The organism is Neisseria sp. KEM232 (genome assembly GCF_002237445.1).
GTDB lineage: Bacteria > Pseudomonadota > Gammaproteobacteria > Burkholderiales > Neisseriaceae > Neisseria.
This window is the reverse complement of the sequence record NZ_CP022527.1, coordinates 1,348,074-1,365,263: the sequence shown is the minus strand read 5'-3', so window position 1 is coordinate 1,365,263 and position 17,190 is coordinate 1,348,074. Positions and strand designations below refer to the sequence as shown.

Below are 17,190 nucleotides of genomic sequence, written 5' to 3'. Positions count from 1 at the left end.
CCTTTTCAGACGGCCTCAACGGCACCTAAGCAGATACGCTTAACCATAAAGGAGTAAAACATGAACATCTATTTTCTCGGCGGCGGCAATATGGCTTCCGCCATCGCCGGCGGGCTGGTGAAACAGGGCGGATACCGCGTCCACCTTGCCGACCGCAGCCAAGAGACGCGCGAGCGTTTGGCGGCAGAGCTCGGCGCAAGCGTGTCTGAGAGCCTGCCCGACTTGGGCGCGGACGACGTTTTGGTGCTGGCTGTCAAACCTCAGGATATGCAGGCCGCCTGCGCGGGCGTGAACACGGGCGGCGCGCTGGTGTTGTCGGTGGCTGCGGGCTTGGGCATCGACACCCTGTCGGCCTGGCTCGGCGGCACGCGGCGCATCGTGCGCGTGATGCCCAACACGCCGGCCAAAATCGGCATGGGCATCTCCGGCCTGTTTTCAGACGGCCTGCCGCAGGCAGACAGGGACACCGCCGAACGCATCATGAACAGCGTCGGCCAAACCGTATGGCTCGAGAGCGAAGACGGCATGCACCGCATCACCGGCATCAGCGGCAGCGGCCCGGCCTATGTCTTCTATCTGCTCGAAGCCCTGCAAACCGCCGCCGAACAGCAGGGTTTCAGCCGCGAAGACGCAAAAAAACTCAGCCTTGCCACCTTCCGGGGCGCAGTGGCGCTGGCGGCGCAGACGGGCGAAGATTTTTCGCTATTGCGGCAAAACGTCACCTCCAAAGGCGGCACCACCCACGAAGCCGTCGAAACCTTCAAAGAGCGCCATGTCGCCGAATCCATTGCCGCAGGCGTCGAAGCCTGTGTCGAACGTTCGCGCGAACTGGCGCGGCAGTTTGAGGCCGTCTGAAATCTGAAAACGGCTGCAAACCTGTTCCGTAAAAATGTAAGCGAAACGAAAAACGGCGGAGCGCCGTTTGTTTCATGCTATGATGTGCAACCCGTTTTCGACGGGTTGCTTTTTTTTTCAGCACGACGTGCCGCAGCACACTGAAAACACGGCACTTTCCGAAGAACAATCAGCACGAGAAGCAAAATGGCCAAACTGACCGAACAAGACATCATCAACTGGAACGGCCCGGAAGATGACTATATGAACGAAGACCAGCTCGCGTTTTTCCGCGAACTGCTCGTCAAACAGCAGGACGAACTGATCGACAACGCAAGCGACACCGCCGCCGAACTGAAAAAGCACGAAACCGCCCCCGATCCCGCCGACCGCGCCACGCAGGAAGAGGAATACGCCCTCGAATTGCGCACCCGCGACCGCGAACGCAAGCTCCTGAACAAAATCCAAGCCTCGCTGCGCCTGATCGACGAAGGCGAATACGGCTACTGTCAGGACACGGGCGAACCCATCGGCCTCAAACGCCTGCTTGCCCGCCCCACCGCCACCCTGTCCGTCGAAGCGCAGGAGCGGCGCGAACGCATGAAAAAACAGTTCGCCGACTGATTCCCTCCGATAAAGGCCGTCTGAAAAGCCGGGTTTGCCGCCGCGCCCGCTTTTCAGACGGCCTTCGCGCATCCGCTTGCCGCAAGATCGGGCGTAGGCGTGCAAATTCATTCCACTATATAATCCGCCCCTTTTCCGTCCGCAGACACAACCCATGAACATCTTTTACGAAGAATCAGGCCAGTTCAAAGTGGCCGCCGTCGTGCAGAAAAACGACGCCACCTACCAGGCCGACACCCTGCACGGCAAGCGCACCAAAGTCAAAGCCGCCAACGTGTTCGCCGAGTTCGACGGCGACGCCGCCGCCTTCCTCGAACGCGCGCAGGCCGAAGCGGCGCAAATCGACACCGATCTTTTATGGGAAACCTGCGGCGAAGAAGAATTTTCCGCCGCCGACATTGCCGCCGAATATTTCGGCCACGCCCCGACCAAACACGAGCTGGCCGCCACCCTCGTCGCCCTCTACGCCGCGCCGATGTATTTCTACAAAAGAGCCAAAGGCGTGTTCAAAGCCGCGCCCGCCGAAACCCTGAAACAGGCACTGGCGGCCGTCGAACGCAAAAAACAGCAGGACGAAATGATGGAAGGCTGGATAGCGAGGCTGAAAAACAAAGAAATGCCGTCTGAAATCGCCGCCGACCTGAAAACCATCCTGCACGCGCCCGACAAACAGGCGCTCACCTACAAAGCCTTCGCCAAAGCCGCCGACGCCCTCAAACTCAGCCCCTACGAGCTTGCCCGCCAAACCGGCGCCGTCACCTCCCTGCCGCAATACCTGCTCGACGGCTTCGAGCTGCAACACTTCCCCGAAGGCACGCAGGCGCCCGCCGCCGAATTGCCGCCGCTGCCCGAACTGCCGGCAGCCGAAGGTGTTGCCGCCTTCTCTGTCGACGACGAATCCACCACCGAAGTGGACGACGCCCTCTCCGTGCAGACCCTGCCCGACGGCCGCCGCCGCATCGGTATCCACATCGCCGTCCCCGCCCTCGCCGTTGCGCCCGACAGCGAAATCGAGCGCATCATCTTCAAGCGCCAGAGCACCGCCTACTTCCCCGGCGGCAAAATCACCATGCTGCCCGACAACTGGATTGCCGCATTCAGCCTCGACGAAGGCAAAACCCAACCCGCCGTCAGCATCTATTTCGACGTAGACGAACACTTCCGGGTATCCAATCCCGTCTGCAAAACCGAGCGCGTCTTCATCGCCGACAACCTGCGTATCCAAACCATAGAGCCGCATTTCAACCGCAACACCGGCACAGAAGGCGGCCAAGCCTTCCCGCACCACGACGACATGGCCTGGTTCTACCGCCTGGCCGTCGAATTGCAGAAACAGCGCGGCAAATACGAGCCCGACCGCCCCGCACAATACGACTACGGCATCGACATCCTTGCCGACGGCCGGGTTGCCGTAACCGTGCGCGAGCGCAACTCGCCCATCGACACACTGGTGAGCGAAATGATGATACTCGCCAACAGCACCTGGGCGCAGATGCTCGACGAAGCCGATTTGGGCGGCCTCTTCCGCGTCCAGCCCGCCTTGGGCAAAGTGCGCATGAGCACCCGCTCCGAGCCGCACGTCGGCATGGGCGTGCAACACTACGGCTGGTTCACCTCGCCCCTGCGCCGCGCCGCCGACTACGTCAACCAAAAACAGCTCCTGTCGCTCATCGACCCCGCCGCCGCACCGCGCTACACCGGCAACGACGCCGCCCTCTTCGCCGAACTGCGCGACTTCGACACCGCCTACACCGCCTATCAGGACTTCCAGCGCGAGATGGAACACTATTGGAGCCTCGTCTGGCTGCAACAGCAGCAGGCCGCCGAACTCGAAGCCGTCGTATTAAAAGAAGACCTCGTGCGCATCAACGGCCTGCCCCTCGTCACCCGTGCCACCGGCATCCCGCTCGAACTGCCGCCGCGCACCACCGTCAGACTGAAAATCACCGGCCTCGATACGGAAAAACGCTTTATCGCCCTGAGCTATCTCAACGCCGTAGTCTGACCTGCCCGGCAACACGCAACAGGCCGTCTGAAAACCCTGATTCGGGGTTTCAGACGGCCTGTGTTTTTTCAGACGGCCTTCAATCCGTTTCCTCCGCCTGCGGGGGAAGGCCGGGGCGGGTACAAAGCGCATACCTGTCCGCGAACACTGTTTCTGCCGAAACAACACCCCAACCCTCCCCCGCGCGAGCGCAGGAGAGGGAGCGGGTTTCAGACAACCTCCAAAGCGGCCTGAAAATCCAAAGGCAGCCTGAAAAATTTTCAGACGGCCTCCTGTCTTGGCAAAGCCTCAAATCCGCCCAAACGGCGTCATTTCCGCGCAAAAGGGAAGCTTTTTTGAAGGTTACAGGAAAGGTGCTTATTTTCAGACGGCCTTTGCGGATAAAAAGCGGAGGCCATCTGAAAATTCCGATTTGGGCTTTCAGACGGCCTAAACGACGCAAGTCGGATTCTCGAATCCGATAAAACCGCTGCAACCGCCAATCCCACCACGAATCCGGTTCCCTCCCCCGCTAGCGGGGAGGGAGCAGGTTTCAGACGGCCTCACAGGCAGCCTGAACGCCCAAAAGCAGCCTAAAAAATTTTCAGACGGCCGCCCGTATAAGCATCACAATCACAAGCAGCCTGAAAGCCGCAAAACGGCTTTCAGGCTGCTTTCAGTTTTCCGCAAACGTGGCCAAGTCTTCGCGGCGGTCGAACAGGGCTTTTACCGGCGGTTGGTGGCTGATGCCGATAACGAGAGTGTCGGGCAGCTCGGTTTTGAGTACGGACAGCAGGGCGGTGGCGGAGGCGTCATCGAGCTGGTTGGTGGCTTCGTCGAGAAACAGGATGTCGGGGCGGGCGATTAGGGCGCGGGCGATGCTGACGCGCTGCTGTTCGCCGCCGGAGAGGGTTTTGTACCAGGCGTCGTCGCGGTGCAGATGTTCTTTCAGACGGCCTAAGCTGACTTTTTCCAGCGCGTCGGCAACGGTGCTTTCGCGGCTGCTATCTTGCGGTGCGTCGGGGTAGCAGATAAGTTTGTAGAGCGTGTCCTGCGGCAGGTAGGGGCGTTGTGGCAGAAACAGGCTGCGGCGGCTGCCGAGCATGAAGCTGCCGCAATAGTAGGGCCACAGGCCGGCAAGGGTGCGCATCAGGGTGGTTTTGCCGATGCCGCTGGGGCCGTCGAGCAGCAGCCATTGGCACGCGGCGGCTTGGAGATTGAGGCCGGAGAGCAGCGGACGGCCTTCGGCGGTGTGCAGGTTTAAGGCGCGGATGGCGAGCAGCGGCGGGGCGCTGTTGGAGTTTTCAGGCTGCTTTTGGGTATTCAGGCTGCTGGTGATGCCGTCTGAAACCTGCCCCCTCCCCTGCGCTTGCGCGGGGGAGGGTTGGGGTGGGGGTGTGGTTTCGGCAGAAACAGGGTTTGCGGGTGTGTCGGCGATTTTCCCCTAACCCTCCCCCGCGGGCGGGGGAGGGGACGGATTGGCTGGCGGGATTGGCGGTTTCTGTAAGCGCGTGCGTGTCTGCGGGCACACATCCCGAAAGTCCGTCTGAAAGCTGAGTAGGTCGGATACTTGTATCCGACGTTTCGCCTGCATTGGGCGCGGTGTCGGATTCGGGAATCCGACCTACGCTGTTCAGGCCGTCTGCAAGGGTTTCAGGCTGCCTGCTGTCGGCGGGGACTTGTTCGAGGGCAGCCTGAAAGTGGGCGAGACGCTCGACAACGGCCGCCCATTCGATGATGCGTTTGTAGTAGTCCATAAACCAGCCGAAGCCGTCTTGGACGTTGGATAAGGCGCTGCGGGCTTTCATCATGTCGCCGAAGCTCATGCTGTGGGCGAGGTACATGGGCAGGGTGGCGATGATGGGGATGAACATCGACAGGCGCAGGTAGGCGGCGGAGAAGCTTTCAAGGTAGAACTCGCGCCGTATCAGGCTGAGCCAGTTGTTTTTAACGGCGGCAAAACGGGCGTTCAGACGGCTTTGTTCGGCGTTTTCGCCGTGGTAGAGGGCGATTTGTTCGGCATGGTCGCGCACGCGCAGCAGGGTGGCGCGGTAGTCGGCTTCGCGGTGCTGGCGCTCGATGTTCAGCGGTTGCAGTTTGCGGCCGATCAGGTGGGTGATGAGGGTACAGGCGGCGGAGTAGGCGAGCGCAATCCAGACGAGATAGCCTTTGACGGTGATGCTGTGGCCGAACAGCACGAAGGTTTGCACGCCGGAGAGCTGCCACAGGATTTCGATAAAGGCGCCGAGTTTGGCGGCGTTCATAATGAAGTATTTGAAAAGGTCTATGCTTTTTTCCGACAGCAGGGCGATGTCTTCGGCGATGCGCTGGTCGGGGTTGTCGGGCTCGCCGGTGAGTTGCAGGCGGTAGTGTTTGTGGCCGCCGAGCCAGTCGGTTTGGAATTGGCCGGTGAGGTGTTCGCGCCAGCGGAAAAGCAGGACTTTGCGCAGCCAGTTGCCGCAGGCGACGAAGGCGGTTACGAGGGTGATGTAAACGAGGTATTCGAGTATCAGCGCGGGCATGGCGCGGCCGTCGAAGGCGGCCAGGGCGTCGTAGAAGGTTTTGTTCCAGTCGGTAATCAGCACGCCGACGCGGACGATGACCAGCGAGAAGCCGACCACGGCGGCCAAGAGCAGCCAGTTGTACCAGGGGTTTTGCCGCAGCCAGAAGGGGGCGGCAAGGGCAAGGAAGCGGCGGAGGGTTTTCATGTTTGATTGTGTTTGCGGCGGCGTTGAGGCCGTCTGAAAAGATGCGGCGGGCGGATTTGTTTGCTGTTTTATGGGGAAAGGCCGTCTGAAAACGGGTTTCAGACGGCCTTTTGCTGCGGGTTTAGAACTTGTAGTTGAATTTGAGCGTGATATTGCGCGGCTCGCCCAAGTAGTTGCCTGCCAGAACGTTGCGGTTGGCCTGGTTCTGATAGTAGCGTTTGTTGGTCAGGTTGCTGCCGATCAGGCTGACGGTGGCGTTTTCAGACGGCCTGTATTGCAGGTTGGCGTTCCACAGGGTGTAGCCGCCTTGCTTAATGCCGCGCGAGCTTTGGGTTTTGCTCTGGCTTTCCAAGCCGCCGGCAATCTGCCATTTGCCGCTGTCTACAGGCAGTTTGTAACTGGTGTAGAGACGGAAAATATGTTTGGGCGTGTGAGTGCTGAAATTCAAACCTTCAGGCAGTGATGCGGATTCGGTTTTTTTGTATTTGCTGGTGTTGAAGGTATAGCCTGCAAACAGTTGCCAGTTGTCGGTCAGCTTGCCGGAAATTTCGGCTTCCCAGCCGTGGCTGCGCACTTTGCCGAAGGGGATGGAATAGCCGCGTGTCGCGCTGGGGTCTTCGGCCTGCGCCTGCGCTTTGCTGATGTTCAGCGGGCGGTTTTTCTCGTCGATTTGGAACAGGGCGACGGAGGCATTCAGACGGTTGGCATACCATGCGCCTTTCCAGCCGATTTCGAGGTTGTTGCCTGTTTTGGGCTTGATCTGGTTGCCCTGCTTGTCTTTTTTACCGTAGCTGGGTTTGAAGATGCTGGTGTAGCTGGCGTACAGGCTTTGGTTGGGTGTAACGTCGAACGTGATGCCGAGATAAGGGGTGAAATGTTTTTGCTCGGTCAGCGTGTCTTCGTTGTAGAGCGAACCGTTGGCGCGGGTGGCGTTTTCCACATAATGGCTCTTGAATTTGGCATAGCTGCCGCCTGCAAGAATGTGCAGCTGCTCCAGCGGATTGAAGCGTACGCCGGCCGAGAGCATATGGGTAACGAACAGGGTGTCGCTTATGCCGTCCCAGCTTTTGTTGTTCCAGTCGGGATAGGCGATGTCGCTCGGACGGAAGGTGCGTAAATCATAAACCAGCGTGCTGTCTTTTTTGGCATCGATATTGCGCATATCACCTTTTTCCTTGGAGTAGGAATAGGTTACGAATACATCGTGGCTGCGGCCGAGAGCATGGAATTTGCCGGTCAGGTTGGTGCTGAAGTCATACAGGTTGCTGCTGCCGAAGTATTTGCTGAGGATGCCGATACGGGCTTGGTAGTCGCTGTCGGTGCTTTGGCGGCTGGCCAGCGTGCCCAATTCCTGATGGCTTTTGTTGTGGGTATAGGCTAGTTTGCCGGTCAGCTTCCAATTGTCGTTAAATTGGTGCTCGACTTCGCCGAATACGTTGGTTTTGTCGAATTTGCCTTTATTCCATCCGGCAGCAAGGAAAGTATCGCGCGGCAGATGCAGGTCTTGGCCTGTTTTGGACAGCAAAAGACCGGAAGGATCTAATGTTTCGTGTTTTTTCTGATGGGAAAGGCCGAAGGTAATTTTTGTATTGTCGCCCGCGTCGGCTTCAAGAATGCCGTAAATCAGGCCTTTTTTACCGTCGACATCGTCTTTGAAGTTGTTGTCTTTTTCCAGCAGGGCGACGGCACGGCCGCGCAGGGTGTGCGCTTCGTTCAGGCTGCCGGATACGTCGCCCATCGTGCGCACCGTACCGAAGCGGTCGACCGATGCTTCGGCTTGGATTTGTGTTTTCGCGGTCGGGCGCTTGCGCGTGGCGTTGATCGTGCCGCCGGGCGCACCGTTGGCCTGGGTCAGACCGGTAGCACCGCGTACCACTTCGATATGGTCGTAAAGCGCCAGATCGGACATGCTTTGCGCGTCTTGATACATATTGGTGGACGCACCGGGTACGGTGGAGGAAATGCCGTCTTCTTCAATCTGGTCGATATAAAAACCGCGCGACTGGTAGCGGTAACGGCCGCCGTCGGCTACAACATTGATGCCTGTGGTTTTGCGCAGCGCATCTTCCATACGGGAAATACCTTGCTCATCAATCTGCTTCTTGGTAATCACGCTCACCGACTGCGGCGTTTCTTTGGGCGATAGCGCCAGGCCGGTGGTGGTGCGCATGGCGGAGGTGGTGTAGGAATTGCGGTTTTCGGTGCGGGTGGAGCGGTTTTGCGCGGTGACGGTAACGGTTTCGATGGCGGAAGAAGATACGGCATTAGCATTATCTGCTTCGGATTGGGGGATGGTAGTGTTTTATTGCGCGTAAACGGCATTTGCCGCAATAATCATGGCGGCGATGGTGCTGAGTTTGAAATGTTTGTGAAGCATGATTGTCCTGATGTTAATGTGTAAACACGGGTTAAAATAGCGGGCGGATTATACGCGTCGCAATCCGTTATCATTTTGATTTTTTTTGACACAAGCGCATTCCGCCGCCATAACGTTGCGCGGATGTAACGGTTTTCGCTGTTTTGCCGCCTGCGGGCGGCTTCGGAGTTTTCAGATGGCTTACACCGGCCGTTTCGCCCCCAGTCCGACGGGGCTTTTACACATCGGTTCGCTGCTGACGGCGCTGGCGTCTTATGCCGATGCGCGTGCAAACGGCGGCCGCTGGCTGCTGCGGATGGAGGATTTGGATCCGCCGCGCGAGGTGGCGGGCGCGGCCGACGATATTTTGCGCACGCTGGAAGCCTTCGGTTTCGAGTGGGACGGAGCGGTCGAATACCAGAGCCGCCGCTATGCCGTTTACGAAGCGGCTTTGGCCGGACTCAAAGCGGCGGGGGCGGTGTATCCCTGCTATTGCAGCCGCCGCCAATGGCAGGCGGAGGCGCGGCCGGGGGTAGACGGCTTTGTCTACGGCGGCCGCTGCCGCGATGCGGTGCAGAGGCCGTCTGGAAACGGCAAAACGCCCGCCTGGCGGCTGCGCGTGCCGGATGGGGAAATCGGTTTTGACGACGGCATTGTCGGCCATTACGCGCAGAATTTGGCGCGCGACATCGGCGATTTCGTGCTGCTGCGCGCCGACGGCTTTTGGGCCTACCAGCTGGCGGTGGTGGCCGACGATGCGGCGCAGGGGGTAACGCACGTGGTGCGCGGCCAGGATCTGCTGGTGTCGGCACCGCGCCAGATTTGGCTGCAACGCTGCCTGGGCGTGCCGACGCCGCAATACGCGCACCTGCCGCTTCTGGTGAACGCGCGGGGGCAGAAGTGGTCGAAACAGACCCTCGCCCCCGCGCTGGATTTGGCGCGGCGCGAAGAATGGCTGCGGCAGGTGTCGGCCTATCTCAATCTGCCGCCCGCGCCGCCCGTGGACAAGCCGCGCGACCTGCTCGACTGGGCGGCGGCAAACTGGAATCTGCAAAACGTGCCGCGCGGCGCGATATGCACGGAGGCCGTCTGAAAAAACGCGGACGAAAGGTTTTGAGGCCGTCTGAAAGCCGTTTTGGCGCGTTCAGACGGCCTCTTGCCGTTTCGGTTTCCTGTCACCACAAAAACGTTCATAATCGCTTACCTGATTTATAACCGTTTAACAAAGGAGGACAAAATGCCCGTCAACTACCAAACGCCCGCCGCCGACAGCCTGCTGCCCATCGACGGCATCCGCGTGTTCACCGGCCGGGCCGGCATCAAAAAGCCGCATCACGACGACCTCACCCTGATGGTGCTGGCGGGCGGCTGCACCGTCGGCGCGGTGTTCACGCAAAACCGCTTCTGCGCCGCGCCCGTGCGCATCTGCAAACGCCACCTTTTCGACGCCGACGGCGTGCGCGCCCTCGTTGTCAACACCGGCAACGCCAACGCGGGCACGGGCGCCGACGGCATCGACCGCGCGCTGGCCGTGTGCGAAGCGGCGGCCGAACAGGTCGGCTGCGCCGTCGGCCAGGTGCTGCCCTTCTCCACCGGCGTCATTCTCGAAACCCTGCCTTCCGACCGCATCATCGCCGCCCTGCCCAAAGTTGCCCCCGCAGGCTGGCTCGACGCCGCCCGCGCCATCATGACCACCGACACCATGCCCAAAGCCGCCTCGCGCGAAGGCCGCGTCGGCGAAAACCACACCGTCCGCGCCACCGGCATCGCCAAAGGCTCGGGCATGATCCATCCCAACATGGCCACCATGCTTGGCTTTATCGCCACCGATGCCAAAGTCTCCCAGCCCGTTTTGCAGCTGCTGACGCAGGAAATCGCCGACGAAAGCTTCAACTGCATCACGGTAGACGGCGATACCAGCACCAATGACAGCTTCGTTATCATCGCCACCGGCAAATGCGGCCAGAGCGAAATCGACAACATCGCCGACCCGCGCTACAGCCAGCTGAAAGAACTGCTCGGCAGCCTTGCCCTCGAACTGGCGCAGGCCATCGTCCGCGACGGCGAAGGCGCGGGCAAATTCGTCACCATCCGCGTGGACAACGCCGAAAGCCGCGAAGAAGCCAAGCAAATTGCCTACGCCGTTGCCCGCTCGCCGCTGGTGAAAACCGCCTTCGCCGCCTCCGACCCCAATCTCGGCCGCCTGCTCGCCGCCGCCGGTTACGCCGGCGTGCCCTTCGACGAGGACAAACTGAAAATGTGGCTGGGCGACGTGCTCGTTGCCGAAAACGGCGGCCGCGCCGAAAGCTACAGCGAAGAAGCCGCGCAGCGCGTGATGGACGAAGCCGAAATCAGCGTACGCATCGACCTGCAGCGCGGCCGCGAATCCGCCACCGTCTACACCTGCGATCTGACGCACGAATACGTCCGCATTAATGCGGAATACCGCTCATAAACTGTTTTAAGGCCGTCTGAAAAGCTTTCAGACGGCCTGTAAACTGTGTTTTCAGACGGCCTCAAAGCAAAAGGCCGTCTGAAAAACCCGCAAACAAAGGAGAAGCAAAATGACCCCCAAAAACACCGTCTGCATTGTCGTCGACATCCAAGAACGCCTCGCCCCCGCCCTGCACGAAAGCGAAGCCTTCACCGCCGCCTGCCGCCTGCTGATACAGGGCTTGCAGGCCTTAAACGTGCCGATGATGATTACCGAACAATACCCCAAAGGCCTCGGCGGCACCCTGCCTGCTGTCCGCCTGCTGCTGCCCGACGCACCCGTCGCCGAAAAAACCCTGTTTTCCGCCGCCCCCGCCACGGCAGACTTCATCCGCGAAAAACAGGCGCAAAACGTCATCCTTATCGGTGCGGAAACCCACATCTGCATCCTGCAAACCGCCCTCGACTGGCGCGCGCAGGGGCTGAACGTCTACCTGCCCTTTGAGTGCGCCGCCTCGCGCAACCCCGCCAACAAAGCCAACGGCCTCGAACAAATGCGCGCGGCCGGCGTTACCGTCGGCAACAGCGAAAGCCTGCTCTTCGCCCTGATGCGCGACGCCAAACACCCCGCCTTCAAAACCGTTTCGCAACTTGTGCGCTAGGCCGTCTGAAATGCACCGCTACCGCATCAGCCAAGCGCAACAGGACGACCTGGCCGCCATCGTCGACATCTACAACAGCACTATAGACAGCCGCCAATCCACCGCCGACCTCAGCCCCGCCACCTCCGAAAGCCGCCAAAGCTGGCTCGACGCGCACGGCGGCAACCGCCCGCTGTATGTCCTGAAAGACGAAACAGACACCCTCCTTGCCTGGGGCGCGTTTTCCGACTACTACCCGCGCGCAGCCTACCGCATCACCGCCGAAATCAGCATCTACGTCCGCCACGACATGCGCGGCGTCGGCGTCGGCAAAATCCTGCTGCGCCATATGCTGGAACAGGCTCCCGCGCTCGGCATCCGCAACATCATCGCCCTTATTTTCGGCCACAACCACGCCAGCATCCGCCTGTTCCATTCCTTCGGCTTCCAAGAATGGGGTAGGCTGCCGCAAGTGTGCGACCTCGACGGCATCAGCGCCGATGTTGTGCTGCTGGGGAAAAAAGTGGTGGATTGAAAAGCGCACGGACGTATCCGATAAAAAACGCAAAAAGGCCGTCTGAAAGCCCATAAGACATGGTTTCAGACGGCCTTATACTTTTCCGCCGATGCGTAGGGTGTGTCGCTCCGCAACGCACGCGTTTCCCGATGTTTCGGCAGATTTCGTCGGAAGGCTTCTGCCCAATCCGCAAACCGCGTGCGTCGCCTGCGGGCGACACACCCTACATACGACACGAAAGGCCGTCTGAAAACCAAATTCGGATTTCAGACGGCCTTTTTGTATAGTTAACCAAAACAAATATTTTCAGACGGCCTCAGTCGAGCAATCCGAGCCGCCGCGCCGAATCAAATCAGCGTTTTTCCTTCTTTTGGCAGTTGCCGCACACGCCGTACATATAAAGCGCGTGGTCGACGATGCGGTAGCCGTGTTCTTCGGCCATTCTGTCCTGCAACTCTTCGATTTCCTCGCTGTGGAACTCGGCCACGGCGCCGCATTTGACGCAGACGATGTGGTCGTGGTGGCCGCCGGTGTTGAGTTCGTACACCGCCTTGCCGGTTTCGAAATGGTGACGCAGCAGGATGCCGGCCTGTTCGAACTGGGTCAGCACGCGGTAAATCGTGGCAACGCCGATTTCGATACCGTTTTCCAGCAGCACGCGGTACACATCTTCCGCGCTCATGTGGTCGTCGGGGTGTTTCTCGAACAAATCGAGGATTTTCAAGCGGGGGCCGGTGACTTTCAGGCCGTTGTCCCTGAGTTGAGCTACATTGCTGTCTATAGTCTTTTCCATACCGTTCATACCTTAGTGACGTAATTGCCGCTATAATACGCACTTTTAACGGCTTTGCCCACTAGCAGAATGATAAAAATTTTCAAATGAGAATTTTGTTGTGTCATACTGCCCCTCCCACCCATTCGGAAAGGTTCAATCCGTGAACAAATTTGCAGTTTTGCTGGCCGCAACGGCACTTTTCAGCCTCTCCGCCTGCTCGTCCGAGCGGGTTTCCCATTTTCCCTCCTACAAACTGAAAGTCATTCAGGGCAACCAGCTCGACGCACGCGCCGTCTCCTCCCTGCGCCCCGGTATGAGCCGCGACCAAGTGCAGCTTCTGCTGGGCACGCCGCTCTTACGCTCCGCTTTCCACCAAAACCGCTGGGACTACACCTACGAAATCAGCCGCAACGGCATCATCAACCAGGCCGAAACGCGCAACCTCACTGTCTGGTTTGAAAACGACCGCCTCGTCAAAGCCGAAGGCAACGCCGTCGACTACGCCCGCGAGCAGCTCCAAGCCGCCGCACAACAGCCGCAACAATAAGGAGCGAGCGCCATGAATCCCCTGAAAATCGCCATTGCCGGCGCAGACGGCCGCATGGGGCGCGTCTTAATCGAAGCCGTAAACAAACACCCCGATACCGTATTGAGCGGCGCACTCGAACACGCCGCCTCACCCGCGCTCGGCCGCGACGCAGGCTACGCACTCGGCCTCAACACCGGCATTACCATTACTGATGATGCCGAAGCCGTGATTGCCCGAAGCGACGTACTCATCGACTTCACCCGCCCGGAGTCCACCCTCGCCCACCTGCAAAAATGCGTCGCCCACGGCACCAACATCGTTATCGGCACAACCGGTTTTGACGACGCGGGCAAAGCCGCCATTCAGACGGCCGCCGAAAAAATCGGCATCGTCTTTGCCGCCAACTTCAGCGTAGGCGTCAACCTCACATTCCACATTCTCGACACTGTCGCCCGCGTGTTAAACGAAGGCTACGACATCGAAATCATCGAAGCACACCACCGCCACAAAGTCGATGCCCCCAGCGGCACCGCCCTGCGTATGGGCGAAGTGATTGCCCACGCGCTCGGCCGCGATCTCAAAGAATGCGCCGTTTACGGCCGCGAAGGCCACACCGGCGAGCGCGACGCGCAAACCATCGGCTTTGCCACCGTGCGCGGCGGCGACATTGTCGGCGACCATACCGCCCTCTTCGCCGCCGACGGCGAGCGCGTCGAGGTCACCCACAAAGCCTCCAGCCGCATGACCTTCGCCTCCGGAGCAGTACGCGCCGCCGTCTGGGCACAAGGAAAAACCGGCCTCTTCGATATGCAGGACGTACTCGGTTTGAAAAACACTTCACAATAAAAATTGCTGCACAGAGGCCGTCTGAAACCCCGTTTTCAGACGGCCTTAAACACTCCCAACCCTTTTCAGACGGCCTTTGCCATGAACCCCCTAATCCCCACCGACCGCAATACCGCCTGCGAATGGCGCAGCGAAAGCACGCAGAAACCGCCGAAAAACGCCGTTTTCCTGCGTGAAACCAACGCCGCCGCCGTCCTGCAAAACGCCCGTGCCGACACCGCCACCGTCTTTACCGGCGACTTCCACAACGGCAAACAAATCCTCGCCGCCCTGAAAAAACGCCTGCGCGGCGGCAGGCCGTCTGAAAAACGCAAACCAAAGGCCGACACGCCAAACGCCGACCCCGCCGCCGCCTTCCACCGCCACCGCCTGCGACAAGCGCAGCAAAGCCGCCTCACCAATATGCTCGCCGTCGAAATCGGCACGGATTTCACCCTCGGCCTGTCCCGCGCCCCCGACATCCGCGCCGCCCTCGCAGACGTCTATGACAGCGCCAACAACGCCCCCTTCCTGCTGCCCCTAAATCTCCTGCTCGGCTTTATCGGCGCGCACGAATGGCACAAAAAAGGCGTCGACATCCCCGCCCTCGGCGGCCGCATCCACGTTCCCTTCGGCGTTTTCTCCCCCCTGCGCGGCGAATATCTCGACCTCGTCATGCAGGCCGAACTCCCCCCGCACTTTCAGACGGCCTTCGACATCGGCACAGGCTCGGGCGTAATCGCCGCCCTACTCGCCAAACGCGGCATCGCCCGCATCACCGCCACCGACAACAACCCCCGCGCCCTCGCCTGCGCCGCTACCAACGCCGCCCGCCTCGGCCTCGCGCGGCAAATCGCCGTCGAAGCCGCCGACCTCTTCCCCGCCGGACGCGCCGACCTCATCGTCTGCAACCCGCCCTGGCTGCCCGCCAAACCCACCTCCGCCGTCGAAACCGCCCTCTACGACCCCGGACACGCCATGCTGCGCGGCTTTCTCGGCGGCGCACGGCAGCACCTGAACGAAGGCGGCGAAATCTGGCTTGTCATGTCCGACCTGGCCGAACACCTCGGCCTGCGCAGCCCCGACCTTCTGTCCGCCCTCTTTCAGACGGCCTCCCTCGCCCTAGTCGAAACCCTGCACACCCGCCCCGCCCACGCCAAAGCCGCCGACCCGTCCGACCCGCTCGCCTTCGCCCGCAGCCGCGAAACCACCACCCTCTACCGCCTGCGCCCGCTGTAAACCTCCGCCGCGAAAAGGCCGTCTGAAAACGAATGTATGGATTCTTAACCAATCCATGCATTCGTTTTCAGACGGCCTGTTTTTTATATCATTCTTTTCCATCGGAAAAATCCGTCTCCTTCCGTTTAACTGATGGCTGCCATCACCATTTTGGATTACACGCGATTACACAAATTAACTATACTGCTTTTCAGACGGCCTCCATGCAAACGCGGCAGGCCGTCTGAAACAGACAAACGGAGAAGAAAAATATGAGTGAGACCATCGAAAAAAGCTATTCGCAATTACACAAACCCGCCTCCGACTTCGCCACCCGCGAAGCCTATCTCGATCACGAACTGGAAATCCTGCAACCGAAGCGCTGGCGCGCCAACCTGCCGCTGCGCGATTTCCGCTTCGAATGGGAAGACCTGATTCCCGCGTTTGCCGGCACCATCGGCAAAGTGGTGATGGTGGGCGCGGTGGCCGCCGCCTTCGCCGGCCCCTTGGGGCTGCCCGAAGGCTTTATTTTGGAAAACGTGCGCTACGAGCTGCTCATCGCCTCGCTGTTCATCCTGCTCTTGTCGGGCTTTTTCCTGCCCACCGCCAACCTGCCCGGCACGCACGGCCCGCTGATTCCGCTGATTCCCGTTATAGTCGCCGCAGGCGGACACCCGCTGGCCTTCGGCATCCTGATTGCCCTGTTCGGCTTCATCCTCGGCATTACCAAAGGCGGCAGCCTGATGGCGAAGCTGACGGGCAACGGCGTCTGCGGCGGCCTGCTGCTCTATCTGGGCTTTATCGGCACGACGGGGCAGGTGAAAAAACTGTTCGACTGGGCAGGCGGCTTCGGCATGCCGCACATCGCCTTCGTCGTGATACTGGGCACCATCGTGCTCTACGCCCTGCTCGAACACTGGCAGAAACGCTGGCTGGCCGTGCCGCTGGGCTGCCTTTTGGCAGGCGTCACCGCCTTCGTCCTCGGCGCACCTTTTTCGTTTAAAACCGCACCCGGCCTGCCGCCGATGAGCCCGTCCTACTGGTGGGGTGAAAACACGGGCTGGATGCTCGGCTGGCCGACGGCCGACAGCTTCCTCGTCGTTTTCCCCTTCGCCGTGCTCGCCGTCGCCATGTGGTCGCCCGATTTCCTCGGCCACCAGGTCTTCCAAAAACTGAGCTATCCCGAAAAAGCGGAAAAAGCGCACATGAACATCGACGACACCATGGTCAGCTGCGCCGTGCGCCAGGCCGCAGGCTCGTTCCTCGGCGGCGCGAACTTCACTTCATCGTGGGGCACATACATCGTTCCCGCCTCCATCGCCAAGCGCCCGATTCCCGCCGGCGCCATTCTCACCGCCCTCTTCTGCATCACGGCAGGCATTTGGGGCTACCCGATGGACTTGGCCGTGTGGCAGCCCGTATTGAGCGTGGCGCTCGTGGTCGGCGTGTATGTTCCCCTGCTTGAAGCGGGCATGGAAATGACGCGCAAAGGCAAAACCACCCAGTCCGCCGCCATCGTCGTTTTCTCCTCGGCGCTGGTCAACCCCGTGTTCGGCTGGTCGCTCACCATGTTGCTCGACAACCTCGGCCTGATCGGCTGCAAAGAACGCAGCGCCGGATTGGGCTTCGTCGGCCGCGTTATCGTGCCCGCCGCAGGCTTCGTCATTCTCTGCGCCGCCATGGGCGCGGTCGGCATGCTGCCCGGCATTCCCGCCTTCCTGCCGCACTTCCGACAGCTGTAAACCC

At 60.3% G+C, this 17,190-nt stretch carries 15 protein-coding genes; 11 read left to right on the top strand and 4 right to left on the bottom strand.

Going from position 1 to position 17,190, the window contains the following annotated elements:
- Positions 1–60 precede the first annotated feature (60 nt).
- The 3 genes from proC to CGZ77_RS06770 all read left to right on the top strand — a co-directional run bounded on the left by proC (position 61) and on the right by CGZ77_RS06770 (position 3,463).
- On the top strand, positions 61–855 hold the full coding sequence (gene proC / locus CGZ77_RS06780; RefSeq protein WP_009426814.1) for a pyrroline-5-carboxylate reductase: 795 nt from the start codon (positions 61–63) through the stop codon (positions 853–855).
- 186 nt (positions 856–1,041) lie between these two features.
- The gene (gene dksA, locus CGZ77_RS06775) at positions 1,042–1,458 is read left to right on the top strand and encodes an RNA polymerase-binding protein DksA (protein ID WP_009426816.1); all 417 of its coding nucleotides are present in this window, start codon (positions 1,042–1,044) and stop codon (positions 1,456–1,458) included.
- Between the two features lie 154 nt (positions 1,459–1,612).
- Positions 1,613–3,463, top strand: a complete 1,851-nt coding sequence (locus tag CGZ77_RS06770) for a ribonuclease catalytic domain-containing protein (protein WP_009426817.1) — start codon at positions 1,613–1,615, stop codon at positions 3,461–3,463.
- Between the two features lie 655 nt (positions 3,464–4,118).
- Here CGZ77_RS06770 and CGZ77_RS06765 read toward each other — a convergent pair.
- The 3 genes from CGZ77_RS06765 to CGZ77_RS06755 form a co-directional block, all read right to left on the bottom strand.
- Positions 4,119–4,610, bottom strand: coding sequence for an ATP-binding cassette domain-containing protein (locus CGZ77_RS06765; protein ID WP_232304405.1), 492 nt, complete (start codon positions 4,608–4,610; stop codon positions 4,119–4,121).
- Between the two features lie 136 nt (positions 4,611–4,746).
- On the bottom strand, positions 4,747–6,150 hold the full coding sequence (locus CGZ77_RS06760; protein ID WP_094031053.1) for an ABC transporter ATP-binding protein/permease: 1,404 nt from the start codon (positions 6,148–6,150) through the stop codon (positions 4,747–4,749).
- Between the two features lie 121 nt (positions 6,151–6,271).
- Positions 6,272–8,320 (bottom strand): TonB-dependent siderophore receptor, encoded by a 2,049-nt coding sequence (locus CGZ77_RS06755; RefSeq protein WP_094031052.1) that lies wholly within the window; start codon positions 8,318–8,320, stop codon positions 6,272–6,274.
- A 382-nt stretch (positions 8,321–8,702) separates the two neighbouring features.
- Here CGZ77_RS06755 and gluQRS point away from each other — a divergent pair, with 382 nt between their 5' ends.
- The 4 genes from gluQRS to CGZ77_RS06735 all read left to right on the top strand — a co-directional run bounded on the left by gluQRS (position 8,703) and on the right by CGZ77_RS06735 (position 12,115).
- Positions 8,703–9,599, top strand: coding sequence for a tRNA glutamyl-Q(34) synthetase GluQRS (gluQRS, locus tag CGZ77_RS06750; RefSeq protein WP_009426825.1), 897 nt, complete (start codon positions 8,703–8,705; stop codon positions 9,597–9,599).
- A 144-nt stretch (positions 9,600–9,743) separates the two neighbouring features.
- On the top strand, positions 9,744–10,961 hold the full coding sequence (argJ, locus tag CGZ77_RS06745) for a bifunctional glutamate N-acetyltransferase/amino-acid acetyltransferase ArgJ (protein ID WP_036496457.1): 1,218 nt from the start codon (positions 9,744–9,746) through the stop codon (positions 10,959–10,961).
- Between the two features lie 109 nt (positions 10,962–11,070).
- Positions 11,071–11,601, top strand: a complete 531-nt coding sequence (locus CGZ77_RS06740; protein WP_009426827.1) for an isochorismatase family protein — start codon at positions 11,071–11,073, stop codon at positions 11,599–11,601.
- 10 nt (positions 11,602–11,611) lie between these two features.
- Positions 11,612–12,115, top strand: coding sequence for a GNAT family N-acetyltransferase (locus CGZ77_RS06735; protein WP_094031051.1), 504 nt, complete (start codon positions 11,612–11,614; stop codon positions 12,113–12,115).
- 334 nt (positions 12,116–12,449) lie between these two features.
- On the opposite strand, the gene fur is transcribed toward CGZ77_RS06735, so the two are convergent.
- Positions 12,450–12,899, bottom strand: a complete 450-nt coding sequence (gene fur, locus CGZ77_RS06730) for a ferric iron uptake transcriptional regulator (protein ID WP_009425611.1) — start codon at positions 12,897–12,899, stop codon at positions 12,450–12,452.
- Positions 12,900–13,032: 133 nt separating this feature from the next.
- Here fur and CGZ77_RS06725 point away from each other — a divergent pair, with 133 nt between their 5' ends.
- The 4 genes from CGZ77_RS06725 (at position 13,033) to CGZ77_RS06710 (ending at position 17,186) form a co-directional block, all read left to right on the top strand.
- Positions 13,033–13,419 carry an outer membrane protein assembly factor BamE gene (locus tag CGZ77_RS06725; RefSeq protein WP_009425612.1) on the top strand — a complete coding sequence of 129 codons (387 nt, stop codon included), beginning with the start codon at positions 13,033–13,035 and terminating at the stop codon, positions 13,417–13,419.
- A gap of 12 nt (positions 13,420–13,431) precedes the next feature.
- Positions 13,432–14,247, top strand: coding sequence for a 4-hydroxy-tetrahydrodipicolinate reductase (gene dapB / locus CGZ77_RS06720; RefSeq protein WP_009425613.1), 816 nt, complete (start codon positions 13,432–13,434; stop codon positions 14,245–14,247).
- Between the two features lie 81 nt (positions 14,248–14,328).
- Positions 14,329–15,465: a class I SAM-dependent methyltransferase gene (locus tag CGZ77_RS06715; RefSeq protein ID WP_009425614.1), complete on the top strand. Its 1,137-nt coding sequence runs from the start codon at positions 14,329–14,331 to the stop codon at positions 15,463–15,465.
- 251 nt (positions 15,466–15,716) lie between these two features.
- Positions 15,717–17,186, top strand: coding sequence for a DUF3360 family protein (locus CGZ77_RS06710; protein WP_009425616.1), 1,470 nt, complete (start codon positions 15,717–15,719; stop codon positions 17,184–17,186).
- Positions 17,187–17,190 lie beyond the last annotated feature (4 nt).

Coding starts and splice junctions, on each gene's coding strand:
- proC (WP_009426814.1), top strand. CDS start 61: ATGAACATCTATTTTCTCGGCGGCGGCAATATGGCTTCCGCCATCGCC.
- dksA (WP_009426816.1), top strand. CDS start 1,042: ATGGCCAAACTGACCGAACAAGACATCATCAACTGGAACGGCCCGGAA.
- CGZ77_RS06770 (WP_009426817.1), top strand. CDS start 1,613: ATGAACATCTTTTACGAAGAATCAGGCCAGTTCAAAGTGGCCGCCGTC.
- CGZ77_RS06760 (WP_094031053.1), bottom strand. CDS start 6,150: ATGAAAACCCTCCGCCGCTTCCTTGCCCTTGCCGCCCCCTTCTGGCTG.
- CGZ77_RS06755 (WP_094031052.1), bottom strand. CDS start 8,320: ATGCGCACCACCACCGGCCTGGCGCTATCGCCCAAAGAAACGCCGCAG.
- gluQRS (WP_009426825.1), top strand. CDS start 8,703: ATGGCTTACACCGGCCGTTTCGCCCCCAGTCCGACGGGGCTTTTACAC.
- argJ (WP_036496457.1), top strand. CDS start 9,744: ATGCCCGTCAACTACCAAACGCCCGCCGCCGACAGCCTGCTGCCCATC.
- CGZ77_RS06740 (WP_009426827.1), top strand. CDS start 11,071: ATGACCCCCAAAAACACCGTCTGCATTGTCGTCGACATCCAAGAACGC.
- CGZ77_RS06735 (WP_094031051.1), top strand. CDS start 11,612: ATGCACCGCTACCGCATCAGCCAAGCGCAACAGGACGACCTGGCCGCC.
- fur (WP_009425611.1), bottom strand. CDS start 12,899: ATGAACGGTATGGAAAAGACTATAGACAGCAATGTAGCTCAACTCAGG.
- dapB (WP_009425613.1), top strand. CDS start 13,432: ATGAATCCCCTGAAAATCGCCATTGCCGGCGCAGACGGCCGCATGGGG.
- CGZ77_RS06715 (WP_009425614.1), top strand. CDS start 14,329: ATGAACCCCCTAATCCCCACCGACCGCAATACCGCCTGCGAATGGCGC.
- CGZ77_RS06710 (WP_009425616.1), top strand. CDS start 15,717: ATGAGTGAGACCATCGAAAAAAGCTATTCGCAATTACACAAACCCGCC.